This window comes from uncultured Oceanicoccus sp., assembly GCF_963968385.1.
Taxonomy (GTDB): domain Bacteria; phylum Pseudomonadota; class Gammaproteobacteria; order Pseudomonadales; family Dasaniaceae; genus Oceanicoccus.
Window position 1 is genome coordinate 1 of record NZ_CAXAHB010000029.1, and the last position, 21,491, is coordinate 21,491.

General features: G+C 46.6%; 16 protein-coding genes and 1 pseudogene. 9 read left to right on the forward strand and 8 right to left on the reverse strand.

Going from position 1 to position 21,491, the window contains the following annotated elements:
- Window positions 1-118: 118 nt before the first annotated feature.
- A complete protein-coding gene (purL, locus tag AACP44_RS04655) occupies window positions 119-4,009 on the reverse strand; it encodes a phosphoribosylformylglycinamidine synthase (protein ID WP_339339314.1) in 3,891 nt (1,296 codons plus the stop codon).
- Window positions 4,010-4,165: 156 nt separating this feature from the next.
- On the opposite strand from purL, the gene mltF reads away from it, so the two are divergent.
- On the forward strand, window positions 4,166-5,617 hold the full coding sequence (gene mltF, locus AACP44_RS04660) for a membrane-bound lytic murein transglycosylase MltF (protein ID WP_339339315.1): 1,452 nt from the start codon (window positions 4,166-4,168) through the stop codon (window positions 5,615-5,617).
- A gap of 42 nt (window positions 5,618-5,659) precedes the next feature.
- On the opposite strand, the gene AACP44_RS04665 is transcribed toward mltF, so the two are convergent.
- Window positions 5,660-5,980: a BolA/IbaG family iron-sulfur metabolism protein gene (locus tag AACP44_RS04665; RefSeq protein ID WP_339339316.1), complete on the reverse strand. Its 321-nt coding sequence runs from the start codon at window positions 5,978-5,980 to the stop codon at window positions 5,660-5,662.
- Between the two features lie 492 nt (window positions 5,981-6,472).
- Between AACP44_RS04665 and AACP44_RS04670 the strand changes: the two genes are divergently transcribed.
- On the forward strand, window positions 6,473-6,946 hold the full coding sequence (locus AACP44_RS04670) for a hypothetical protein (protein ID WP_339339317.1): 474 nt from the start codon (window positions 6,473-6,475) through the stop codon (window positions 6,944-6,946).
- Between the two features lie 65 nt (window positions 6,947-7,011).
- Window positions 7,012-7,488 carry an RDD family protein gene (locus AACP44_RS04675; protein WP_339339318.1) on the forward strand — a complete coding sequence of 159 codons (477 nt, stop codon included), beginning with the start codon at window positions 7,012-7,014 and terminating at the stop codon, window positions 7,486-7,488.
- A gap of 1 nt (window position 7,489) precedes the next feature.
- Here AACP44_RS04675 and lptG read toward each other — a convergent pair whose 3' ends face one another.
- Together lptG and lptF are read right to left on the reverse strand one after the other, a co-directional pair.
- Window positions 7,490-8,551, reverse strand: a complete 1,062-nt coding sequence (lptG, locus tag AACP44_RS04680) for an LPS export ABC transporter permease LptG (protein WP_339339319.1) — start codon at window positions 8,549-8,551, stop codon at window positions 7,490-7,492.
- Window positions 8,552-8,554: 3 nt separating this feature from the next.
- Window positions 8,555-9,679: an LPS export ABC transporter permease LptF gene (gene lptF / locus AACP44_RS04685; RefSeq protein ID WP_339339320.1), complete on the reverse strand. Its 1,125-nt coding sequence runs from the start codon at window positions 9,677-9,679 to the stop codon at window positions 8,555-8,557.
- Between the two features lie 139 nt (window positions 9,680-9,818).
- Between lptF and AACP44_RS04690 the strand changes: the two genes are divergently transcribed.
- The 5 genes and pseudogenes from AACP44_RS04690 to AACP44_RS04710 form a co-directional block, all read left to right on the forward strand.
- The gene (locus AACP44_RS04690) at window positions 9,819-11,303 is read left to right on the forward strand and encodes a leucyl aminopeptidase (protein ID WP_339339321.1); all 1,485 of its coding nucleotides are present in this window, start codon (window positions 9,819-9,821) and stop codon (window positions 11,301-11,303) included.
- Window positions 11,304-11,308: 5 nt separating this feature from the next.
- Window positions 11,309-11,755, forward strand: a complete 447-nt coding sequence (locus tag AACP44_RS04695; protein ID WP_339339322.1) for a DNA polymerase III subunit chi — start codon at window positions 11,309-11,311, stop codon at window positions 11,753-11,755.
- A 171-nt stretch (window positions 11,756-11,926) separates the two neighbouring features.
- Entirely contained in the window at window positions 11,927-14,704 is a 2,778-nt protein-coding gene (locus AACP44_RS04700; protein ID WP_339339323.1) for a valine--tRNA ligase, read from the forward strand.
- Between the two features lie 538 nt (window positions 14,705-15,242).
- Window positions 15,243-15,452 (forward strand): cold shock domain-containing protein, encoded by a 210-nt coding sequence (locus AACP44_RS04705; RefSeq protein WP_339339324.1) that lies wholly within the window; start codon window positions 15,243-15,245, stop codon window positions 15,450-15,452.
- A gap of 460 nt (window positions 15,453-15,912) precedes the next feature.
- Window positions 15,913-16,113, forward strand: a pseudogene (locus tag AACP44_RS04710) (cold shock domain-containing protein); the annotation flags it as partial.
- 61 nt (window positions 16,114-16,174) lie between these two features.
- On the opposite strand, the gene AACP44_RS04715 reads toward AACP44_RS04710, so the two are convergent.
- The 4 genes from AACP44_RS04715 to AACP44_RS04730 form a co-directional block, all read right to left on the reverse strand.
- Window positions 16,175-17,476 (reverse strand): M18 family aminopeptidase, encoded by a 1,302-nt coding sequence (locus AACP44_RS04715; protein ID WP_339339325.1) that lies wholly within the window; start codon window positions 17,474-17,476, stop codon window positions 16,175-16,177.
- 70 nt (window positions 17,477-17,546) lie between these two features.
- Complete coding sequence (locus AACP44_RS04720; RefSeq protein ID WP_339339326.1) at window positions 17,547-17,879, reverse strand: hypothetical protein; 333 nt, start codon at window positions 17,877-17,879, stop codon at window positions 17,547-17,549.
- A gap of 95 nt (window positions 17,880-17,974) precedes the next feature.
- Complete coding sequence (gene tsaB, locus AACP44_RS04725; RefSeq protein WP_339339327.1) at window positions 17,975-18,664, reverse strand: tRNA (adenosine(37)-N6)-threonylcarbamoyltransferase complex dimerization subunit type 1 TsaB; 690 nt, start codon at window positions 18,662-18,664, stop codon at window positions 17,975-17,977.
- On the reverse strand, window positions 18,661-20,592 hold the full coding sequence (locus tag AACP44_RS04730; RefSeq protein WP_339339328.1) for an ATP-dependent DNA helicase: 1,932 nt from the start codon (window positions 20,590-20,592) through the stop codon (window positions 18,661-18,663). The genes tsaB and AACP44_RS04730 overlap by 4 nt, the downstream gene beginning before the upstream one ends.
- Before the next feature lie 100 nt (window positions 20,593-20,692).
- Between AACP44_RS04730 and mobA the strand changes: the two genes are divergently transcribed.
- Complete coding sequence (gene mobA, locus AACP44_RS04735) at window positions 20,693-21,046, forward strand: molybdenum cofactor guanylyltransferase (protein ID WP_339339329.1); 354 nt, start codon at window positions 20,693-20,695, stop codon at window positions 21,044-21,046.
- Window positions 21,047-21,491: the final 445 nt, after the last annotated feature.

Below are 21,491 nucleotides of genomic sequence, written 5' to 3' on the forward strand. Positions count from 1 at the left end.
TAGCGATCTTGCGCTGTTGTATCTTGCTTATTGTGCTGTTGTTGCTGTGAGCTGCCATATTAGCAACACTAATATAGCAGTCCGTAGCGAGACTGCCGAATTAAAACCGTTGCTGCCACTAATCCACCCAGACTCGCCCATTACGAAACAAGCGCATCCAGGCACCATCTTCATCCCACTCAGCAGGCTGCCATGAATTCTGTACAGCTCTAAAAACTCGCTCGGGATGCGGCATCATAATAGTGACGCGGCCATCATTACTGCTGACAGCACTCACCCCCATCGGTGAACCGTTAGGGTTGGCAGGATATTGTTCGGTGACAGCCAAATGGTTATCGACATAGCGCATAGCAATAGTAGCGCTATCAACCAGCGCTTGTTGATGGCTAGCATCGACAAATTCAGCGCGGCCTTCACCATGGGCTACGGCAACTGGCATATGCGAGCCGGCCATACCCTGCAATAAAATAGAGGGACTTTGTTCAACTTTCACTAGAGCGACACGCGCCTCAAATTGCTCGGATAGATTGCGAACAAAACGCGGCCAATGGTCAGCCCCCGGAATTAGCGATTTAAGGTTGGAAATCATTTGGCAACCATTGCATACACCCAGACTAAAGGTATCTTCACGGTGGAAAAACTGCTGGAACTGATTTTTTGCACGGCTGTTAAATAAGATACTCTTCGACCAACCTTCACCGGCTCCCAAGACATCACCGTAGGAGAAACCACCACAGGCAGCCAACCCTTTAAATTGATCTAGCTCAACACGCCCAGAGAGAATATCGCTCATATGCACATCGACGGCCTCAAAACCGGCGCGGTCAAAAGCGGCAGCCATTTCTAATTGGCCGTTAACACCCTGCTCACGCAAAATAGCCGCCTTAGGACGAACACCTTTGGCAATAAAAGGCGCGGCGATATCGTCGTTTTGGTCATAGCTTAAGTTCACTGATAGACCGGGGTTATCAGCCAATAGACCATCAAACTCTTGCTGGGCACAATCCGGATTATCTCTTAGAGACTGTATACGGAAACTGGTTTCGCTCCATAAGCGCTGATAATAACTGCGATCATTTTCGATCAATACGGTTTCACCTGAGCTGATACGCACCTTATCGTCGCTATTAATCGAACCGATAACATATACTGCATCCGATAAGTCCGCTCTAGCAAATGCCTGAATAACGGCGTCTTTATTGGCCGCCTTAACCTGAATAGCGGCACCTAATTCTTCATTAAATAACGCGGCAATAGCATCCTCACCCAATGCGGCAATATCAATATCGATACCGCAGTGACCAGCAAAAGCCATTTCTGTGAGCGTTGCCAACAAACCACCATCAGAGCGATCGTGATAGGCCAACAATAAATCATCTTCTAATAATAATTGAAGGGTGTCGAAGAAGCTTTTTAACTGTTCTGCGCTATCAATATCGGCCGCCTCATTACCAATCTGGTTGTAAACCTGCGCCAGACAACTGGCACCCAAACGGTTTTGACCGAGGCCTAAATCAATTAGCAGGATTTCTGTTTCACCTTGGTCGGTGTGCAATTGCGGCGTTACTGTTTTTCGGACATCCAGTACTGGAGAAAACGCTGTAATAATTAACGACATCGGTGACGTCACTGACTTCTCTTTACCTTTATCCTCCCAAGCCGTGCGCATCGACATGGAATCTTTGCCCACCGGTATAGTGATACCCAAGGCTGGGCAAAGCTCCATCCCTACCGCTTTAACCGTATCATAAAGGGCTTCGTCTTCGCCGGGGTGACCCGCCGCGCACATCCAGTTGGCCGATAATTTAATATCGGATAAAGCGCTGATGCGGGTGGCAGCAATATTAGTAATGGCTTCACCAATCGCCATGCGCCCAGAAGCTGGGGCATTGATTAACGCCATTGGGGTGCGCTCACCCATTGCCATAGCCTCACCGGCATGACTGTCAAAGGCAACCGTGGTAACCGCGCAATCGGCGACAGGTACTTGCCATGGACCAACCATTTGATCGCGGGCAACCATACCGGTAATTGAACGATCCCCAATGGTAATCAGAAAGTTTTTGCTGGCGACCGTGGGCAACTGCAAGATACGTTCAACTGCATCATTGATATCAATCCTTGCTGTGCTAAAAGTGGGTTTGTCATAACCGATACGCTCAATCTCGCGATGCATCTTGGGCGGCTTGCCGAACAAAATAGACATCGGTAGATCAACCGGGTTGTTTTCAAAGTGACTATCGCCGACCTTAAGATGATGTTCATCCGTCGCTTCACCCACTACCGCATAAGGACAACGCTCACGCTTACAAATAGCTTCAAATATCTGCAAATCTTTTGGCTTAACCGCTAGCACATAACGCTCTTGGGATTCATTACACCAGATAGCCAGAGGGGACATGCCAGGCTCGTCATTGGGTACATCACGCAACTCAAAACTTCCACCGCGATTGCCATCTTTTACTAATTCAGGAAAAGCGTTAGATAAACCACCTGCACCGACATCATGGATAAAGGCGATCGGGTTGTTATCAGCCATAGCCCAACAACGGTCAATGACTTCCTGACAACGGCGCTCCATTTCCGGGTTTTGACGCTGCACTGAGGCAAAATCCAGATCTTCACTGGAGCTACCCGAAGCCATGCTGGAAGCGGCACCACCGCCCAAACCAATCAACATAGCCGGACCACCTAATGCGATCAGTTGACAACCGGCATCGAATTCAGGCTTTTCAACATGCTCTGCTTTGATATTGCCGTAACCACCGGCAATCATAATAGGTTTGTGATAACCACGACGCTCTATACCGGCGGCGCCATTAACGGTCTCTTCATAGGTACGAAAGTAACCATTAAGATTAGGGCGACCAAATTCATTATTAAAAGCAGCACCGCCGATAGGGCCTTCCAGCATAATATCCAGCGCTGTCACTATGCGATCAGGCTTGCCATAGTTGAGTTCCCAGGGCTGCTGGTAGCCGTCAATTTGAAGGTTGGAAACAGAAAAACCGGTTAAACCCACCTTGGGTTTAGAACCTCGACCGACTGCCCCCTCATCACGGATCTCACCACCGGAGCCCGTTCCCGCGCCGGAAAAAGGTGCTATCGCTGTTGGGTGATTGTGCGTCTCAACCTTCATCAACAGATGAATATCTTCTTGATGATACTGGTAAGTGAGAGATTTCGGATCAGGATAAAAACGACCGGCATGACTACCGGCAACCACGGCCGCGTTGTCAGAGTAGGCAGAGAGAACATTGTCACCGCCAAGCTCATTGGTATTTCTAATCATGTTAAACAGCGAATAATCTTGCTGTTCACCATCAATGGTCCAACTGGCATTAAAGATTTTATGTCGACAATGCTCAGAGTTGGCCTGCGCAAACATCATAAGCTCAACATCCGTCGGGTTGCGACCCAAACGGGTAAAGCTATCAACCAAATAATCGATTTCATCATCAGCCAGCGCTAAACCCAAATGAATGTTGGCTGCAATCAGTGCGTCAGTACCGCCTGCAAGAACATCGACCGTCGTCATCGGCGCCGGCTCATCATAGACAAATAAGGTCTCGACCTGATCCAGACTATGCATAACCACATCGACCATACGATCATGGATTTGCGCTGAAACAGTTTCCAGCTGCTCAACGGACAAGGCTGTTTCCGCATTAATGTAGTAAGCTATACCGCGCTCAATTCGGCTAATTTGCTCTAAGCCTGCATTGTGGGCAATATCGGTAGCTTTACTGGACCAGGGTGAAATCGTACCGGGCCGGGGCACAACCAATAATAACTGCCCGTCGGTTTTCACTGGATTTGAAATAGGACCGTATTGCAGCAATTGACCTAATACTTGCTGCTGCTTATCACTGAGAGCAGAAGCCGCAGCGGTGAAATGCACAAACTCTGTAGTGACACTGGTCAGGCTAGGAATAGATGACTTCAGCGTATTTTGGAGTTTTTGAAGACGAAAATCGGAAAGAGCAGGTGCGCCACGATTAATCAGCATTTTGCGTGAAGGCCTTTATAAACAAGTAATGAATTATTCAAAGGCCGCTATTCTACTGGAAGTTGGCTGCAGACTTAAGCCCAGCCAGCGGTTAATTTCACCCTTTATATCAACAATTGCCAAGACGTCGCCACTATCTGCCTATACACTTAGCCTATGTCACAAAAAATACCCCGACAAATCACCGCATTATTAAGCGCCCTACTGCTGGGCTCGCTCTATCTGGGCTTAGTTTCTGGTTGTCTAGAAAAAGAACAAGCTCAGCCCATCAAACAGCAGGGCACCTTGCGTATTGTTACCAGAAATGGCCCCACTTCCTATTTTGAGGATCGCACCGGAGCTACTGGTTTTGAGTATGAATTGGCGAGTTTATTTGCCGAGTATCTGGGTGTTGAACTGGAAGTCACAGTACTGCACAGTCTTGAGGAAATTTTTAATGCGCTAGAAAACAATAATGCCCATCTCGCCGCCGCTGGATTAACCATTACTGAAGAACGGCAAAAGCGGCTTAACTTCTCTCCTGCCTATATGGAGATAAAACAGTATGTGCTCTACCGTGCTGGGACTAAAAGACCGAAGTCACCGGAGCAGCTGATAGGCAGCAAAATCACTGTTATGGCTCATAGTAGCCATAACGAAATTCTTAGTCGACTTAAATCCGACTACCCCGATTTACAATGGCGCACGGCTACAGATGTTGAAACCATCGATCTTCTGGATATGCTGGCCAGTGGCGAAATCGATTTTACTATTCTTGATTCCAATGAATATATTGCCAATCGTGGCTTTTACCCTCGCCTCAATATCGCCTTTGAAATTGGCCAGCCTAGTCAATTAGCCTGGGCTTTACCCGGCACCATTACCACTCCCGGACTCAGAGAAGATCTTGCCGCTTTTTTTAAACACATTCGCACTAATAGTACGCTGAGGCAATTAGAAGAACGGTTTTATGGTCACAGCCAACAGGTTAATCGTATTGGCTCCTTAACCTTTAATCAGGCCGTTGAGCAACGACTTCCCAAATACAAAGAACTCATTAAAAAAGTCGCCACTGAGCACAATATCGATTGGCGATTACTGGCTGCTATTAGTTATCAGGAATCACACTGGAATCCCAAAGCAAAATCACCAACCGGTGTTCGCGGCATGATGATGCTAACACTGCCCACCGCCAAAGAAATGAATATCAAAAATCGACTGGACGCCGAACAAAGTCTTCATGGTGGCGCTCGCTACTTTAATAAAATTTTGCAGCGTTTGCCTGAACGTATAGAAGAACCTGATCGCACCTGGTTTGCTTTAGCTGCCTATAATGTGGGTATGGGACATTTGGAAGACGCAAGAAAAATTACCGAAAGCCGAGGTGACAACCCCAGTAAATGGGCTGACGTTAAAAATAGCTTACCGCTACTCAGTAAACATCGCTGGTATAAGAACACCAAACATGGCTATGCACGCGGCAATGAACCTGTCACTTACGTACAAAATATACGACATTTTTATAGTGTATTAAATTGGACCGAAGTAGCGAAAACCCGCACCCCACCTCCACAGCAAATGCAGCAGTATGTTCCGGAATCATTAAGGAAAAATATTAAAACACTGTAAGCAGGCAAAGATTGATTGTCACCTGCCACTATCCAGACATAATTAATGATCTGCTTTACTACCACCCAAACAATCAGGCGAATCGGGCGCAACAGCGTCGCGCTGCTGCCATTCATCTGGAGTATAAGTATGCAAGGATAACGCATGAACCGGACCAGCCAATTCTTCAGCAACTAGCTTATAAATCATTTGATGCCTGCCAACATTGTGTCTGCCTGCAAAATCAACAGAAACAACAGTCACTTTAAAGTGGGTTTCTGAATTAGCGGGCACATTATGCCTATGACTTTCATTCACTACTTCAAGATGATCAATGGTTAATTCAGCTAATAATTTATCTTCAATAGTCGATTGTGTCTTCATCAATCACTCCAGCCAAACCCAGCAGGGTCACAATACAGGCCGACAGTATAAATTCGATCTAATTGATATGATAGTTTTATGCCAGATCACGACCCACCAAGCTTTTATCTTTATCACTGACAAAATCAGCATGCTGATGCCAACATAAATCGCTTTATTCGACTTTGTACTATAGATATTACCTTCAATGGTTAGGGCTCGATGAGCCAATGCTTTATGTAAGCATCCATTTACAATATAGGCCTCACCATTACTGCCTCACCTTACATATCTGTCAAATATCACAAGCTGATAATTGAAATATTTTGGTAAAAATATCACGAATATACGTCAGCAAATCACTATAAGTGGACGACAAAACTGTATATATTGATTGACATGATTGGCTTTAAAGGTAAGAGGATGCGACCAAACGCTCAACACCAAATAACAGACTCACTCTGCAGCCCTTTGGCCTGTAGCGCTGACATACTTACTTTATCCGGAGTAAGCTTGCCTTTAACTCTTGTTATGACTTTGTTACTGACTTTGACCCTCTTTAGTCCTTTTTCATCAGCAGACAAACTCTACCTTTCACCCAATGATACCGTTGCCGTTACGTTTTATCGGCAGTTACGCGCCAACTCTGCCTATAAAACAGACAATGGTAATAAAAGTCTGTTAGCGCGGATTATGCCTGATCAGGTTTTTCTCGAACCTCTGACAAATCAAAAACAAGCAGACGATCTGGCCTTTAACTATCTATGGCTGCAACAGCAGCAACAAGGTTATTCCCAAAAGAATGGCGGTGCTGCTGCCGGAAAACTACTGCGAATGGGGATTAAATCCTTGTACAAAAGCTATTCAGGCAGTAGCTCTATCAATATTGGTGATGAATCCGATTTTGTTAGCAGCATCCACAACGTCGATTACCGCCTGCGCCTGTCCAGTGACAAAATCAAGCTGGGTATAGAATACGAATTCTAGCTTTATCATTGTACCAAAGATGAGTTCTGCTAGAATGGCGCCAAATTTTCCAGCCTCTTATCACTATGATTGAATCCCAAATACAACACCCCAATGCTGGCGTTATCAAACGGCTGGCCGCGATGACCTATGACTCACTACTCATTTTTGGCCTATTATTTACTGCCACCATTCCTGCCTTGTTTTTTCAGTCTGACCAAACGCTGGATAAAACCAATGAACAAATTGTCCACGACCTGCCAACACTGGCAGATGGTTGGCCCTTTCAACTCTACTTGCTACTGGTCTATATCAGCTTCTTTTGCTGGTTCTGGAAAAACAATGGTCAGACTTTAGGTATGCGAGCCTGGCGATTGCAGGTAGTCGATTTGCAAGGTCAACGCATATCGCTAAAACAATGTTTGCAGAGAATCGCCGGGGCTTTTATATCAACCGCCTGCCTAGGTGCTGGCTATTGGTGGATATGGCTTGATAGTGACAATCTTACCTGGCATGACCGCTGGTCAAAATCACGTATTGTGGTTTACCCCAAAAAGACCTAATTTACCGCGCTTTATGCAATAGCCAAACACCGACCATCAAACAAATCAGGATCGGGATCAATGAGGCATAAGCAGGCTGAAAACCATAAACCATACTGGCAGGCGCCAGCATATCCTGAGCCGTTTTAAACACAATTCCCACCAATACGCCGACAAAAATTCGAAACCCCATGGTCACCTCACGCAGCGGGCCAAACACAAAAGAGATAGCAATCAGCACCAAAGTCACCGTAGATAATGGCTGCAATACCTTTTTCCAAAAGGCTAAGCGATATGGCCGGTTATTTAAACCTTGATCCTCCAAGTAACCAGAATAATCCGATAAACCTAATATCGATAAATGCTCAGGGTCTAACACCAACAGGTTAAGCAGCTTAGGTGACATATCTGTCGTCCACGGTTTAGATGATAGGGTTTTACTTTCAATACCACCTTGCTGCGGATAACTCTCATGCACATCCTCCAATAACCAATGATCACGCTGATAAATAGCCCGCTCGGCATATAGGGTATTTAACAAACGTCGCTTTTTATCAAAACTGTAAATGGTTACGCCATATAGAATCCCGTTGGGCTGAACCACGCTAAAGTGCATAAACTGGTTGCCTTCACGGTGCCATAGACCATGGTGGCTGACCACATTGTCTGATTTACGTAGCGCAATTGCCCGCTCACTCTGGGCAATGCTTTCACTGTAGGGCGCAATATATTCAGTAATCATCATACCCACGACCATAATCATAATGGCTGGACGCATCACCATCCAGACCACCCGGCCAGTAGACACGCCGGCACTGCGCATCACCACAAGCTCACTATTGTTGGCCAAACTTCCCAATCCGGCTAAACAACCAACCAAGGTAGCAAAGGGTAGCAGGCCAAATATACTGCCCGGAATGGAATAAAATACAAATCGCAACGCCGCGCTAAAATCATACTGATGCTGCAAATTAGTCATTTCATCAATCATAGCGCCAATAGCATCAAGGCCTAATAACACCAACAACACCAGTGAAATGCTGGCTGCAATATGCGTCGAAATATAACGATTCAGCTTTTGCATCAGTTACTGCTCCGCCGTCGAACTGGCAGTCATAGCTGCTGATTGCGACCGTAACCGCCGCCAGACATCAGCACCAAACAATAAACACAGAGCGATGATCAGAAATACACCATGCACCCACCACATACCCCATTCCAAGGGGATTTGTCCTTTTTCTATTCCGTCTCTGGCGGCACTTAATAACACAATATAAATAATATAAATCAAAAACGCTGGCAGCATTTTTACATACCGGCCACGACGATGATTGGTTTGACTTAATGCTTGGGCAATCAATGCAACAATCGGCACCAATATGCCTAGAGAGAATCGCCATTGCAGCGTCGCTTTATCTTCTAGTTTGGTGGAGGCGAGCAGTTGCTCAGTACTTCGTGCATCCGCTTTTTTATAAATGTTACTCGATGACTTTGCTTGCTTGATTAATTGACCGAATTGATCAAACTTCGTCACCCTAAGCTCCTGACTACCGGGCTTGCCAAGATACTGAAAGCCATTTTCCAATACCAAATATCGAGCACTATGCTGCTCAATATTTTGTATGGTGGCTCTTTCTGCTAACACCACTGACAGCTTGTCATCGTGTTTGTCTTTGGATTGTTCAGCAGAAAAAACCTCTTCCATAACCTGCTTATCATCCAGTCGCTCAACATAGGTTACTCGACCTGATTTTTTATCAATACGAAAGCGCCCCGCCACCAACATTTCCAGACCACTGGAATTTTTAGCGTCTTGAAAAATTTCCTGCACTTTGGCAATACCCAGCGGGCTGGCATACAAACTTAACCCTAAAACTAACAGCGCTACTGCGCTGGCCGGCACCAAAGTAAACACAGCAAGGCGACGGGTCGACAAGCCACAGGCAGACATCACCGTCATTTCGCTTTCAACATAGAGCCGACCATAAGCCAGCAGGATGGCAATCAATAAACCCAGCGGCAATACCAACTCCAAAAAGCTGGGTAAACGATAAGCCATAATGCTAAAGACCACATCGGGAGCCAAATCACCGGACGCCGCTTCAGCAAGATACTTAACAAAGCGTCCACTCATAACAATGACCAGCAAGGTGGCGCTAACCGCGAACAGGGTAAGCAGGATTTCTTTCGCCAGATAACGGAAAAGAATCATGGATAAATAAGTTCCTGAATAATTTTATTGAGCCTTTTAACCTCAACGGCTAGCCAGTACACTATAAGACCATTGGGAATGCGTAAGCATTATCCATCAATCTTTTTAGTTAAGCCAATACAGTATGAAGGGAAGTTTTATGGATGTTATCGTTAAAGCCATTATTGAGCCTGAATCATTACGCAGCCAGTGCCTAATCGCCCCCATTTTTACGGCTGGAAAATTGTCCAAGGTAGCTAGGCGACTTAACAAAGCCAGCGGCGGTATTATTCAAGCCATGGTCAAGCGCGGTGATATCTCAGGCAAGGTGGCAGAAACGCTATTATTACCCGCCATCAGTGGTATCAAGGCTGAACGCATTCTGCTGCTAGGTTGTGGTGAAGGCAAAAAGCTAACCACAGCAGATTTTGGCAAACTGCTTAAAGCCAGTCTAGAAGTTGCCAGCAACAGCAAACTAAAAGATGCCTGCCTACTCATTGACGAGCTGTCTGTACAAAACCATGATGCGGCATGGATTGCTGGTCAGGTCGCTATTGCTGGCGGCAGCGCCAACTACCGCTATAGCAAAACCGTTAGTAAACCCAAGCCTGCGGCAACACTGAAACGGGTAACGATTTCCGGCAAGCCTAATAAACAAAGCAAAACCTTAGCCAATCAGGGCAAGGCCATTGCCGTTGGTATGAATGTCGCTAAGGAGCTAGGCAACCTACCGGGCAATATTTGTACGCCTAGCTATTTGGCCAAACAGGCAAAAGCACTGGGTAGAAAACATAACAATCTCTCAGTCTCGATAGTAGAAGAAAAGAAAATGCGTGAATTGGGTATGGGCTCGCTATTGTCCGTCACCGCCGGTACCGATCAGCCCGCCAAATTAATTGTGATGGAATACAAAGGTGCCGCTAAAAATCAAAAACCTCACGCTCTAGTCGGCAAAGGCATTACCTTTGACAGTGGCGGTATCAGCCTTAAACCCGGCGCAGCAATGGATGAAATGAAATACGATATGTGTGGTGCCGCCAGTGTAATGGGTACCATGACCGCTATCACTGAGCTTAAGCTTGCCATCAATATAGTTGCCATTATCGCTGCCGCAGAAAACCTACCCAATGGCAATGCCACCAAGCCGGGCGATGTGGTAACTAGCATGTCTGGGCAGACCATCGAAGTATTAAACACCGACGCTGAAGGTCGCTTAGTCTTGTGCGACGCCCTAACCTATGTTGAAAAATTTAAACCCCAGTCCGTGATTGATATTGCCACCCTCACCGGTGCCTGCGTCGTTGCTCTGGGCAAACATGCCTCTGGCCTCTATAGCAATGAAGATGATTTTGCTGAACAACTACTGAATGCTGGTCAATATATCGGTGATAAAGCCTGGCATATGCCACTATGGGATGAATACCAAGCCCAACTACACAGTAATTTTGCCGATATTGCCAATATTGGCGGCCCAGGTGGCGGCAGTATCACCGCGGCCTGCTTCCTATCACGCTTTACCAAAAAACTGCGCTGGGCCCATATGGATATTGCTGGCACCGCCTGGCATTCCGGTAGCAACAAAGGCGCAACTGGTCGCCCTGTAGGCTTACTGACCCAATATCTGATCAATCAGAGCGGCAAATAAGGCATATGACCAGAGTCGACTTTTATATTCTGCCCGATGAAAGTAGCGAGCAGCGCAATCTGTTCGCCTGCCGTATTGCGGAAAAAGCCTTTAAACTGGGTCACTCCATTTATATTCACAGTGATGATCAGAAGCAAGCCAAAGCGTTAGATGAATTATTATGGTGCTGGCGCGCCAGTAGCTTTATTCCGCATCAAATTGAAAGCGCCGACACAAACGCCAACGGCCAAAATATCATCAATATTGGTTGCGATCAGGGACAAGGCTCTTCAGCTCCGATCAATGGGCTATTGATCAACCTCTCCCATCAGGTACCTGAATTTTTTAGCCGCTTTGAGAGAGTCACCGAAATTGTAGTGCAATCACCTGCCGTCACTGAATCTACCCGCAGCAACTATCGATTCTACCGGGATCGCGGCTATCCATTAGAAAGTCATGATCTCCGTAACTAAGCTCTTACCAGATAATATTGAACAAGCAATCACTTGGCAGAAAAACATCGCAAAGGTGGTTATTGTCTGTAAAGCCGCTGTTTTGTCTGTATTCACAGCATCTGGCAGTTTTATGGCCAGCGATAACTCTTTATACTAACGACCCTTTTGATACAAAGAAGCCCGACACCGATGGATAAAACATTCCAACCCTCTGATATTGAAACCAAATGGTACCAACACTGGGAAAAGCAAGGCTATTTTGCCCCCAGTGGTGAGGGTGAACCTTATTGCATTATGATCCCACCGCCGAATGTTACCGGCAGCCTGCATATGGGGCATGGTTTTCAAGAAACCATTATGGATGTGTTAATCCGCTACAACCGCATGAAAGGCAATAATACCCTCTGGCAGGTTGGCACCGACCACGCCGGCATTGCTACCCAGATGGTCGTGGAACGTCAACTGGAAGCCCAAGGCATTAAGCGCAAGGAGCTTGGTCGCGATAAGTTTATTGAGAAAATCTGGGAGTGGAAGGAGCAAAGCGGCGGCACCATTACCCAGCAATTGCGCCGTATGGCCGCCTCAGCGGATTGGACCCGTGAGCGCTTTACGATGGACGAGGGCTTGTCTAACGCCGTTCAGGAAGTATTTGTGCGCCTCTATGAGGAAAACCTGATTTACCGTGGCACTCGCCTAGTCAACTGGGATCCGGTGCTGCATACCGCGGTATCCGATCTCGAAGTTATTTCAGAAGAAGAAAACGGTTTTCTCTGGCATTTTCACTATCCGCTAGCCGATGGCTCTGGTCAGTTAACCGTTGCTACTACCCGTCCGGAGACCATGTTGGGTGACACCGCCGTTGCGGTCAATCCGAATGATGAACGCTATCAGGATTTGATCGGTAAAAAAATCAAGCTGCCGTTAGCCGACCGTGAAATCCCGATTATTGCTGACGATTATGTTGATAGTGAATTTGGCACCGGCTGCGTAAAAATTACTCCCGCCCATGATTTTAATGATTACGATATGGGCAAGCGGCACGGCCTACCCATGATCAATATCTTGACCGACAACGCAACCATCAATCAAAACGCCCCCGAAGCCTATCAGGGTATGGATCGTTTCGATTGCCGCAAACAAATTGTTGCCGATTTAGACGCTTTGGGTCTGTTGGATAAAATTGATGACCATAAACTTAAAGTGCCTCGCGGTGATCGCTCCGGCGTTGTCATCGAGCCCTACCTAACGGACCAATGGTATGTCGATGCCAAAACGCTAGCAAAACCCGCCATTACCGCCGTAGAAAATGGCGATATCGAATTTGTGCCCAAGCAATATGAAAATATCTATTTTTCCTGGATGCGTGATATTCAAGACTGGTGCATCTCCAGACAACTGTGGTGGGGTCACCGTATTCCCGCATGGTACGACCAAGACGGCAAAGTCTATGTTGGCCGCAACGAACAAGAAGTGCGCGCAAAACATGGTTTGGGCGACCAAACCTTACGTCAAGATGACGATGTGTTAGATACCTGGTTTTCATCGGCACTATGGACCTTCTCGACCCTAGGCTGGCCGGAAAACACCAAGGAACTCGCTACTTTTCACCCTACCAATGTACTGGTAACCGGCTTCGATATTATCTTCTTCTGGGTTGCCAGAATGATTATGATGACCTTGCACTTCAAACAAGAAGTTCCCTTTAAACAGGTTTATGTGCACGGCTTAGTCAGAGATGCCGAAGGCCAGAAAATGTCCAAATCCAAGGGCAATGTGCTGGACCCTATCGACTTGATTGACGGCATTGAACTCGAACAACTGGTTAGCAAACGGACCAGCGGCATGATGCAACCACAACTGGCCAAAAAAGTTGAAAAAGCGACGCGCAAACAATTTCCTGATGGAATTGCAGCCTATGGCACCGACGCGCTACGTTTCACTTATTACTCACTGGCCTCTACCGGTCGCGATATTAAGTTTGATATGGGGCGCATTGAAGGCTATCGGAATTTTTGCAATAAAATCTGGAACGCCGCTCGCTATGTATTAATGAATACCGAACAACAGGACTGCGGACAAGATGATAGCAGCGATTATGAACTGAGCTTGGCTGACCGTTGGATTATTTCCCGCTTGCAACGTACCGAACTGCAAGTGGCGGAAGCGATTGAGCAGTACCGTTTTGATATGGCCTCACAGGCGCTCTATGAATTTATCTGGAACGAATACTGTGACTGGTATCTGGAACTATCAAAACCCGTACTATGGGACGATAACGCCTCTGCTGCACTTAAGAAAGGAACACGTCGCACCTTGATTCGTGTTTTGGAAACCACCTTGCGGCTACTTCATCCCTTTATGCCATTTATCACCGAGGAAATATGGCAAAGAGTTGCACCACTAGCCGGTCAAGTTGCCGAAGACAGTAAAGCCACCGTGATGCTGCAACCCTATCCCGTGCTGGATCCCAATGATATTGATGCCCGAGCCGAAACTGATATTGAATGGGTTAAAGGCGTGATTGAAGGGGTGCGTAATATTCGCGGTGAAATGAATATCTCACCTGCAAAAGCCATCCCCGTGCTCATTAACAATGGCAGCTCCGAGGACCAAAGAAGACTCGAAGAGAATCGTCAATTTTTGATAACCCTAGCCAAACTCGAAACTATTAGCTGGCTGGCCGAAGGTGATCAAGCCCCCATGTCAGCGACCTCGCTAGTTAAACAGATGGAAATACTGGTGCCGATGGCAGGCCTAATCGACAAACAGGCCGAAACCGCTCGTTTGAGCAAAGAAATTGACAAGCTACAGAAGGATCTGGACCGTATCAGCGGCAAGTTAAACAACCCTGCGTTTGTGGATAAAGCCCCACCAGCAGTGGTTGACAAGGAAAAGGACAAGCAAGCAGCCCAGCGACAAGCGCTGGATAAACTGCAGCAACAATTGCAACAAATTAGCAGTTTATAAATACGCTATCTAAGCCCCACCCCGCAGGTCTGCCTGCGGGCAAAGTTTTTGCGCAAAATGGGTAGACAAGTATCTTTTACAGGCGGTATTATCCAGCCTAAGTTTTTGCCGTTGATTAAAAAATTAATAATAATCATTGATCGATCGTTGCAGAGGTAAACCATCCTGTATTCATATCAAACTGATACCATTGTGAAAATAGGTGGTATCGATATGTTGCAAGCTATGGTCGATAAGACTAGTGATAATAACAATAAGTTACTGCCAACTGGATTGTATTGACTGGAATCAGTTCTAACACTGATTGCCGGTTTCACAGCTTGAAAAGATTCAAGTAAATCCCATTGCTTTCAGCCTTTTGTTATAACACGCATTCGGCTTGCTTATGCAGGATTATTTTATCGCTTCCTGCTCTCCCTCGGGATTTATCATTCGCTTGCGAAAGATAGTTCAGTCAGTGCTTTACAAAGTTGTCGAAGAACAGCCGCACTGAATAAGTCACTAACAATAAATAGATACGACAAAGAGGATTGATTGAATGTCAGAACGTACAACCGGGACGGTAAAATGGTTTAACAACGCAAAAGGCTTTGGCTTTATCACTCGCGAACAGGGCGATGAAGTTTTTGTTCATTTTCGCTCTATTAGCGGCGATGGCTATAAAACTTTAGATGAAGGCCAACAAGTCGAGTTTGCCTTAACTGAAGGCCCTAAAGGCTTTCAAGCTGAAGATGTATGCAAAATATAACGCCCGCCGCGTCATAGCAAACAATCAGCCAAGGCAAGCATTGTCGGCAGCACCATAAAAGATATATTAGCAGCGCAGCCACAATAACCAGGGTGCCGCCTTGGCTTGTTTCTATTTAGCGCCACATCTCATCTCAATTAGTGCTAGACTTGCCGGCGGTCAGTTTAGCGAACTGCTGCTCTGATTTTATTTAACCGCTACCAAAAAGAAGAGAATAATGAACCTACTAACTCGAATCATTTTAAGCGCCATCATTGCCGCCGTTAGCGCAGCAGTCCTCAATACCGCAACCAGCGCTGACACCAACGTCTTTGCGATTGACACTACAGCTTTCGTTATTATTTTTATTGGCAATATTATCGTCGCCCTAGTCAGCCCCATCATCAAGACCCCATCAAAACCAGCAGCGGGGAAAAAATCAGCCGCTAAACGACACAAGCGCAAGCCATCCGGTAAAGGCCGAGAACAGGGACAAGTCAAATGGTTTAATGTCAGTAAAGGTTATGGTTTTGTGACACGTTCAACCGGAGAAGATATTTTTGTCCACTTTCGCTCGATTCTGGGTGAAGGACGCAGAGTATTACGCGAAGGTCAAACCATTGAATTTACCGTCACCGAAGGCGACAAAGGGCCACAAGCGGAAGATGTAAAACCTTTGTAACCAAGCATCATACCCGCTCAAATTTCAATTCAGGCCCTGCGCTCGCAGGGCCAAATAAGCACTAATTAACGCTAACAGTCTCTGCTCGATTAAACACTTGCAACACCTTATACAAGCTATAAGCATCCAGACTACCCGCCAACTCCCTAATCGAATGCATAGCGAAAGTAGGCACACCGATATCGACTGTTTTTACCCCCAATTCACTGGCCGTAATGGGTCCGATGGTACTACCGCAACTCATATCCGTTCTTACCACAAAGGTCTGTACCGGCTGTTCTGCCGCTTCACACCAAGAACGGAACAAGGATGAAGTTTCACTATTACTGGCATAGCGCTGGTTGGCATTAATTTTTATCACTGCACCCTGGTTTAATAGCGGGCCGTGATTACCATCGTGCTTATCAGCATAGTTAGGATGGACACCATGGGCATTGTCGATTGAAATCATCATGGAACAATCCATCGCCCGAACAAAATCAGCTTCTGAAGCCAGTAAACGTCGCAGCACGGATTTTAACATCGGCCCCTGAGCACCTGCCGCCGATTGGCTGCCAATTTCTTCATGATCATTGCAAACCAAAACACAGTTTTGTTCATCCGTTGTCAACAGCGACTGCAAACCCACATAACAAGATAGCAAATTATCTAATCGGGCACTGGCAATAAAGTCCTGATTAAAGCCGATAACTGCAGGAGGCTGAACATCATAAAAACTCAATTCATAATCGAGAATTTTTTCTGCCTTAATCAGCGGTTGCTGCCGCTTTAGCTCAGTCAGCAGTATGGCTCTAAAGTCAGCGGATTTATCCTCTGAACGCATCAAAATCGGTGGTATATCCTTTTGCGCGTTAATCGATCGCTTACTATTGGCTTCTCTATCCAGGTGAATAGCCAGACTGGGAATAGAAGCGATAGCTCGCTCGAAATTAATTAAGCTACTACAAACCTGCCCCGCTTCATTCTGATAGCTTACCCGTCCGGCCAGTGAAAGATCACGGTCGAACCAGGGGTTTAATAACGCACCGCCGTAAACTTCAACACCCAGTTGAAAATAACCCTGATTATTTTGCTCTGGCTGGGGTTTTACTTTTAAACAGGGGCTATCAGTATGGGCACCCATCATGCGAAAACCGCTACTAACGGGCGATTGATTTGCGCCATTAATGGCCACAATCGATGAGCCATTGCGAATAATATAATGCTTGTATGGCGTCTGTAGCGCAGCCCAATCATCTGCCTCCTGCAAAGGCGTAAAACCCGCCGCCTGCAAACGCCTAGCCATTTCCTCAACGGCATGAAACGGCGTGGGGGAAGCTTGCAGGAAGGCTAATAAATCATGATTAAAATGTTGCAAATCCATCGAATAAAATTCCTATAGCGAATTGGTTTAAAAGATGAGCCTTGAGAAAAGTCTGTTAAGACAACGGTTATTAGGCAAAGGTATCGACACCGGCCAATTCAGTACCCAACTGCTGTTCAGACGAGAAACTATTTTCAGCAAAGCTTTGCAAGGCACGCTGAGCTGTTAATGGCAACTCTTGTTTAGCCCGCTGCCGAGCCTCGACACCACTATTGGCATTATTGGATTCAACCCGCTGTTGCAGAACATCTTCACTGCGCGCATTGAGCTGCTCCAGTGAGCCAACATCATTATTATTTTGGTGCGGATCGCGCTGAACATCTTTTTTTCTATGCTCGGTAATATCAGGCCGCTGGGTCTGCGCTGAAGACTGGGTGATAACGGGAAGACTGGATATCTGCACTAAAAATACTCTGTATTCAAGTTGTAAAATGCTACGTTATTATAATCAGCTAACACCTTATAGTGAATAGCCCAATAATCACTGCGCCACAGTGATTATTGTTGCCAAGCGACCTCATCGCGTAAATAGGTGGGCAAAGCCTTATCGGCCCTGCAGGTCTTGCCTAACAAGTAGTCCCGTCTTGCCAGTTGAGCAATCGCTTTGGCACTGGGCAAGATATCGGCATGCCAGGTCTTAAGCTCGCTGGTTGCACCAATGCGGTCGCCGTAATGAAAACCGCTACCTACCGCAACGGTTGTCGCCAAATCGAGACTATGGCCCTCTAACAGCTGTTCAGGTGCCGTTAAGCGCTCTATATCAACTAACTCGACCCCCTGTTCCTGCGCGCTATATACCGCCCAATAGATTTCATCCATACGGGCATCCAAGGTACTGATGATCATTGGAGCATGATGACCAGCATTAACGGCTGTTTGCGCTAAAGCCGCCAAGGTTGATACTGGGACAACCGGCAAATCAGCGCCAAAAGCCAACCCTTGCACTGCCCCTAAACAAATTCTCAGCCCGGTAAATGAACCTGGCCCACGGCCAAAGGCAATAGCATCTAACTGCGACAACGCCACCCCGGCATCCGCCAGCAAGCTATCCACCAATGGCAGCAACCGCCGGGTATGCTGACGGGCTGCCGCTTCGGTTGTTTCGATAATCTCCAGCTCACCCTGATCATCATCAAGCAGAGCCACTGAACAGGCTTCAGTGGAACAATCCAGGGCTAATAATTTCATTCGTTCTCACTCGAAATAATCTGCTTATGATTTAAAAAAGGCTTAACCGATTCAAGATGACTGACCTGCTGCATAGCGGGTAGGCTGGCTATAAATACCTCGCCATAAGCTTGGCTGCGCAATCTGGGATCGGCGATCATTATAACCCCTCGATCAGAAATGCGCCGCAATAGTCGACCACAGCCCTGTCGTAACCGAATAACTGCATCGGGCAGTGTAGATTGCTCGAAGCTATTAATACCATGGGTTTCCAACTCATTAGCACGCAATTGTATTAAAGGGTCATTAGGGGGCGCAAAAGGCAACTTATCAATCACCACCGCAGCTAGAGACACGCCGGCTAAATCCAACCCTTCCCAAAAACTGCCAGTGCCCAGCAATACGCCTTTGGCAACGGCTTTAAACCGCTCGATCAGGCGATAGTTATCACCGGCAGCCTTGCCTGAGGATGCGCTCTGAATAAATAACGGGCAATCTACCCTGCCGGCTAACCCCTGTGCTACTGCATTCAGGCTTCGATAGCTGGTAAATAAACATAACACGCGACCATTAACTTCGGTCAACAACAGTAATAACTGTTCCAGCAATTGCGAACTATAGTCGGGATGATCTGGGTCAACTGTCAGTTCGGGGGTAAACAGAATTGCCTGCTGTTGATAGTTAATCGCACTATCAACACGTCGAAATAAACTTTCATCCAAACCCAGCGGCTGCAGAAAACGCTGTGCGCTTCCAGCTACCGATAAGGTGGCTGAAGTAAATATCCAGCTTGCCGACGTTTCGTCTAATAGGGTTGTTAGCCCCTTGGATAAATCGGTAGGCATATTCTGCAACATAAAGCTATGCTGGCCACCCTGTACACAGCATAAATCGCCACTGTGATAAATCTTTTCTAATTTTTCAAGCAGTAGCTGGCCTCTTAATAATAGTTCCGCAAGGTTTTGATGCCGATCCTTAAACGGCATCAGATTGCCCTGTAATCGCTTAACAGCGGTAAGCAACTGCTCGACCATACGGCTATGCGGCTCCCGCTGGTAGTTATCCATAGAGGGCAAGTGATTGCCCAGTGAGGTTAACTTACTTTTAAGCCGATCAATAAAGGCGAGCAAGCGGCGCTGCTCCGGCGCATGCGCTCGCACTGCTGCTGCGGTATCCATCAAAAACTTTTTTAGCGTACGGCTGGATAAACGCTGCCCCACAATAGTCTGGGAAAAATCCATGATGCGATGAGCTTCATCCACTACCACTACCTCGGCATCAGGTAATAATCGCCCCAACTGTTCCTGCCTGATGACTGCATCAGAGAAAAGTACGCTGTGGTTGACGACAACGATATCCGCGGCCTGTGCCTTTTGTCGGGCTAACATAAGCGGACAGCTAGCATATTGAGGGCATTGCTTAGCGAGGCAATCGTCGCGGCTACTGGTGACATAATTACGCAGGGAACTGGGTAAATCCGGCGCCAGAATATCCAGATCACCGACACCCAACTGCCGAAAACGCTGTTCTAACCCAGCCAGCTTGGCATGTTTTTGCTTTGTTAAAGCATCATCAGCTTGTAAATTTTTCTGCAAATAATAGGGACAAAGATAATGACTGCGTCCCTGTAATAGCGCAACACGATGATCGCTACCCAGAATTTTCTGCAGCTGGGGAATATCCTGTCGATAAAGCTGTTGCTGTAAATAACGTGTCGCCGTAGAGACAATCGCTTTCTGGCCCTTGGCGATAATCGGAGTGAGATAGGCAACTGTCTTACCCGAACCTGAAGCCGCCTCTACCACAAGATTATTTTTTGCAGCAATAGCCTGCTCGACCAACACCGCCATCTGCTGCTGACCTGATCGAGCCCGAAATGTGGGCCAAGTTCTTTCAAATAAACCGTTGGGGGCAAGTAAACCGACGCTAGAAGCAGAACTAACCGACATTAGTGTTTTTCTTTTACCTTTTTCCATTAAGACGCTGTCTGCAAGTAAAGCAGTGAGTATAACCACTGTCTACCCGTTGTTAAAAAGGATCATAAACCCAGTGAAAGCCAGCATCAGCGCAGTAATTTTAGCCGGAGGCCAAAGCCGTCGGTTTGATTATGATGACAAGGGTCTGCTTGAATGGCAAGGTACCGCGCTAATCCAACATGTTATTTCACGGTTAGCACCACAGACTGACCAAATGCTTATCAACTGCAATCAACATATTGCTCGCTATCAAGATTTTGGCTATCCGGTTTACAGCGACACGCCAGGAGGCTTTCAAGGCCCATTGGCAGGGATTTATGCCGCATTGCCGCTGGTACAGCATGACTATCTGATGATATGCCCTTGTGACACACCGCTATTACCGGAAAATCTAGTGGAGCAACTACTGACAGCACTGATTGATTAATCTACTGATATTGCCTACCCCGAGTGCCAAGGCCGCCCACATTATCTACCGGTACTGCTAAAAACCCGCTTATTGCCTTCGATCAGCCAATATCTAGCAACTGGAGATCGCTCGATGAAAGGTTGGTAGCGCACACAGCTGAGTACTGTCGTGCCGTTTTCAGGTTCAGAGCGTTTATTCACTAATATCAATTGTTATCAAGATCTACTCGATCTTGGCTAACTTTCGAACATAAAAAAACCGCCAACGGCTAACATTGGCGGTTTTTCAGGATTGAACAAAGCTAACTAAGTTCTATGACTCGCGATTACTTTTTCTTCGCTTTGCGCTTAGCTGGCTTTTTCTTGGCTACAACCCTTTTCTTCTTCGGTGCAGCCTTTTTCTTAGCTACAACCTTTTTCTTCTTCGGCGCGGCCTTTTTCTTAGCTACAGCCTTTTTCTTCTT

Bases quoted from the DNA above. Each gene is read 5' to 3' on its own strand.
- AACP44_RS04700 (WP_339339323.1), top strand. From the start codon at position 11,927: ATGGATAAAACATTCCAACCCTCTGATATTGAAACCAAATGGTACCAA.
- mltF (WP_339339315.1), top strand. From the start codon at position 4,166: ATGTCACAAAAAATACCCCGACAAATCACCGCATTATTAAGCGCCCTA.
- AACP44_RS04665 (WP_339339316.1), bottom strand. From the start codon at position 5,980: ATGAAGACACAATCGACTATTGAAGATAAATTATTAGCTGAATTAACC.
- lptG (WP_339339319.1), bottom strand. From the start codon at position 8,551: ATGCAAAAGCTGAATCGTTATATTTCGACGCATATTGCAGCCAGCATT.
- AACP44_RS04715 (WP_339339325.1), bottom strand. From the start codon at position 17,476: ATGGATTTGCAACATTTTAATCATGATTTATTAGCCTTCCTGCAAGCT.
- AACP44_RS04690 (WP_339339321.1), top strand. From the start codon at position 9,819: ATGGATGTTATCGTTAAAGCCATTATTGAGCCTGAATCATTACGCAGC.
- AACP44_RS04695 (WP_339339322.1), top strand. From the start codon at position 11,309: ATGACCAGAGTCGACTTTTATATTCTGCCCGATGAAAGTAGCGAGCAG.
- tsaB (WP_339339327.1), bottom strand. From the start codon at position 18,664: ATGAAATTATTAGCCCTGGATTGTTCCACTGAAGCCTGTTCAGTGGCT.
- AACP44_RS04730 (WP_339339328.1), bottom strand. From the start codon at position 20,592: ATGTCGGTTAGTTCTGCTTCTAGCGTCGGTTTACTTGCCCCCAACGGT.
- purL (WP_339339314.1), bottom strand. From the start codon at position 4,009: ATGCTGATTAATCGTGGCGCACCTGCTCTTTCCGATTTTCGTCTTCAA.
- AACP44_RS04675 (WP_339339318.1), top strand. From the start codon at position 7,012: ATGATTGAATCCCAAATACAACACCCCAATGCTGGCGTTATCAAACGG.
- lptF (WP_339339320.1), bottom strand. From the start codon at position 9,679: ATGATTCTTTTCCGTTATCTGGCGAAAGAAATCCTGCTTACCCTGTTC.
- AACP44_RS04705 (WP_339339324.1), top strand. From the start codon at position 15,243: ATGTCAGAACGTACAACCGGGACGGTAAAATGGTTTAACAACGCAAAA.